Origin of the sequence: Prosthecobacter sp. (genome assembly GCF_044373815.1) — a bacterium.
GTDB lineage: Bacteria > Verrucomicrobiota > Verrucomicrobiia > Verrucomicrobiales > Verrucomicrobiaceae > Prosthecobacter.
In genome coordinates, this window is record NZ_JBIPNG010000615.1 from 1 (window position 1) to 3298 (window position 3298).

General features: G+C 61.1%; 2 protein-coding genes and 1 pseudogene. All 3 read right to left on the reverse strand.

Features of this window, described 5'->3' with window-relative positions; translation table 11 throughout:
• Nucleotides 1–505 (reverse strand): hypothetical protein (locus tag ACIREA_RS29150; protein ID WP_397385837.1); only part of this gene is annotated, 505 nt, incomplete at its 3' end.
• Between the two features lie 221 nt (nt 506–726).
• The gene (locus ACIREA_RS29155) at nt 727–2205 is read right to left on the reverse strand and encodes a glutamate synthase subunit beta (protein WP_397385838.1); all 1479 of its coding nucleotides are present in this window, start codon (nt 2203–2205) and stop codon (nt 727–729) included.
• 56 nt (nt 2206–2261) lie between these two features.
• A pseudogene (locus ACIREA_RS29160) lies at nt 2262–3298 on the reverse strand (glutamate synthase subunit alpha); the annotation flags it as partial.

Consider the following 3298-nt stretch of genomic DNA (forward strand, 5'->3'; position numbering starts at 1 on the left):
AGACGCTCAGCACATTCAAATCGGAACCGGCGGCGGCACCGTTCTGGCCGGTGTTGCTCAAATGCCACTGGTAGCCGGGATTCGCAGCGTTGTAGGCAACATACGGGTCATTGGGGACAAAACGGTGAAACAGCTGGTGCGCGAGCATCGGCGCGGCCGAGCGCACCCCGGGTGCTTTAAGCAGGCTGGCGGCTCCCTTGATGGCTGCATCCGCGCTCCCGGCGAACTCAACGACGGCGTATTTGCCGCGCGCCGAGGTTTGCGTGACACCCGCCACCTGGGCCAGCGAGGCAGCGGGCGTACCTGGAGCCAGCTCAACCAGCACGCGTTTTGTGAGCCAGCGCCGCGTTCCATCGTTTTGAGGAGCACCTTTTTCATACACCACCCACTCACCCTTCGGGCCGGACTCGGTCAGGGACCGCTCAAACTGCTTTCCGCCCACGACGATCTGCCCCAGCAATGAGCTGCTGCAAAGGAGGAAGGTCAGGAGGGCGAAAAGACGCATCGGAAGGGAGACAATCGGGCCGGAAGGATGCTCAGAAGTTGGCTCAATTGCCACCTAAAATGAGTTCGATGGCTCCCACAGGCTGTCAGCCGGTGGCCTTCATAGCTGCCTGGGCATCAGAAGGGAAAGTGTTTCCCAGGTTCCTCGAAAAATCCCGAAGGGCACAAAAAACCCGGGGTTCAGGGAACCCCGGGTTTTAAAGAGTCAGTCTTGGTTGCTGATTACGGCAGAGCGGTTTCGCCCATCAGGAAGCGGTCGCACTCGCGGGCGGCGCCACGGCCTTCGTTGAAGGCCCAGACAACGAGAGACTGGCCACGGCGGCAGTCACCGGCGGCAAAGACGCCGGGGATGCTGGTGGTGTATTTCTCGTGCTCGGCTTTCACATTGCTGCGCTGGTCGCGCTCGATGTTGAGGGCGTCGAGGAGAGGCTGTTCTGGCCCGAGGAAGCCCATGGCGAGCAGGACGAGCTGCGCGGGGAGGACTTTTTCGGTTCCGGGGATCTTCTGCGGGCCGAAGTTGCCCTTTTCGTCCTTCTTCCATTCGACGTTGACGACGTGGACGGCTTTGACATTGCCATCGGCGTCTCCTTCGAAGTGGGTGGCGGTGGTGAGATAGACGCGGGGATCGTCGCCGAACTTGGCGGCGGCTTCTTCCTGGCCGTAGTCCATCTTGTAGGTCTTGGGCCATTCGGGCCATGGATTGTTCGCAGCACGGGTGAGCGGCGGTTTGGCCATGATTTCGAGCTGGGTGACGGTGGTGCAGCCGTGGCGCACGCTGGTGCCGACGCAGTCGGTGCCGGTGTCACCGCCACCGATGATGACGACGTCCTTGCCGTCTGCGGTGATGAACTTGCCGCTCTTGTCGAGCACGGCCTTGGTGTTCGCCGTGAGGAAGTCCATGGCGAAGTGGATGCCCTTCAATTCACGGCCGGGGATCGGCAGATCGCGTGGTTTGGTGGCACCCGTGCAGATCACGGTAGCGTCGAAATCCTTGGTGAGCTGTTCGGCGGTGATGTCGGTGCCCACGCTGACGTTGCACTTGAAGATGACACCGCTGTCTTCGAGCAGCTTCACGCGACGCAAGACGACCTCGTTCTTGTCGAGTTTCATGTTGGGGATGCCATACATGAGCAGGCCGCCGGGGCGGTCAGCGCGTTCGAAAACGGTGACGGTATGGCCGGCCCGGTTGAGCTGGGCGGCGGCGCTGAGTCCGGCAGGACCGGAGCCGATGACAGCGACTTTTTTGCCGGTGCGCTTTTCTGGCACATCGGGTTTCACCCAGCCTTCTTCCCAGCCTTTGTCGATGATGCTGACTTCGATGTTCTTGATCGTTACCGGCGGTTCATGAATGCCGAGAACGCAGGAGCCTTCGCAAGGAGCGGGGCAGACGCGGCCGGTGAATTCCGGGAAGTTGTTCGTCTTGTGCAGACGGTCGAGCGCCTCTTTCCACAGGCCGCGGAAAACGAGATCATTCCATTCAGGGATGATGTTGTTGATCGGGCAGCCGCTGGCCATGCCGCTGATGAGGGTGCCGCTGTGGCAGAACGGAATACCGCAGTCCATGCAGCGGGCACCTTGATTCTTCAGGCGCTCCTCTGGCAGGTGCAGGTGGAACTCCTTCCAATCTTTGACACGCTCAAGCGGGTCGCGGTCAGCGGGGATTTCGCGTTCGAATTCGATGAAGCCGGTAGGTTTTCCCATGGTCTCTTGTCTGTGAAAAGGTGATGTCTGTTGGTTTGTGACGCGTGATGTCGATGCTAGCTGCCGCCGATACGGGCGACGTCGCGGGCGTTGGCTTCAAAGGCGGCGTTGAGGGCGTCATCGCCGGTGAGGCCGTCGTCCTTGGCCTTCTTGATGGCCTGGAGCACTCGCTTGTAATCCTTGGGCATCACTTTGACAAACTTGGGCAGCATCTGCTCCCAGAGCGCGAGAACCTTGAAGGCTTTCTGGCTCTTGGTGAGGTCGGCGTGCTTTTTGATGAGTTCGTAGAGGCTGTCGATCTCGGCTTTGTCCTCGAGTTTTTCGAGGCCGGCCATCTGCGTATTGCAGCGGGTGGCGAAATCGCCCTCTTCATCCAGAACGTAGGCCTCTCCACCGCTCATGCCTGCGGCGAAGTTGCGCCCGGTGGTGCCAAGCACGACGACGCGGCCGCCGGTCATGTATTCGCAGCCGTGGTCACCCACGCCTTCGACGACAGTATCGACACCCGAGTTGCGCACTGCGAAGCGTTCACCCGCCCTGCCACGCAGGAAGAGCTCGCCGCTCGTCGCGCCATAGAGCGCGGTGTTGCCGGCGATGATGTTGTCTTCAGCGGCAAAGTCGGAACCTTCCGGCGGATAGATGATGATGCGGCCGCCGCTGAGGCCCTTGCCGATGTAGTCGTTGCCGTCGCCTTCGAGTTCGAGGGTGACACCCTTGGGAACAAAGGCACCGAAGCTCTGACCGGCGGTACCGTTGAACTTGATGTGCACTGTGTCGTCCGGCAGACCGTGCCAGTGGCGCTTGGTGATCTCGTTGCCGAGGATCGTGCCGACAGTGCGGTTGACGTTGCGGATAGCGACGGTGGCGGTGACTTTTTCACCCTTCTCGATGGCCGGTTTGCACAGGTCCAGGAGCGTGGTGATGTCGAGCGAGCGGTCGATGCCGTGATCCTGCACCTCGGTGCAGAAGCGTCCGACTTCGGGGCCGACATCCGGCTGATAAAGCAGGTTGGACAGGTCGATGCCGCGTGCCTTCCAGTGATCGATCGCTTCGCGGGCCTCGAGCACTTCCGTGCGGCCCACCATTTCCTGCA

Bases quoted from the DNA above. Each gene is read 5' to 3' on its own strand.
- ACIREA_RS29155 (WP_397385838.1), bottom strand. From the start codon at position 2,205: ATGGGAAAACCTACCGGCTTCATCGAATTCGAACGCGAAATCCCCGCT.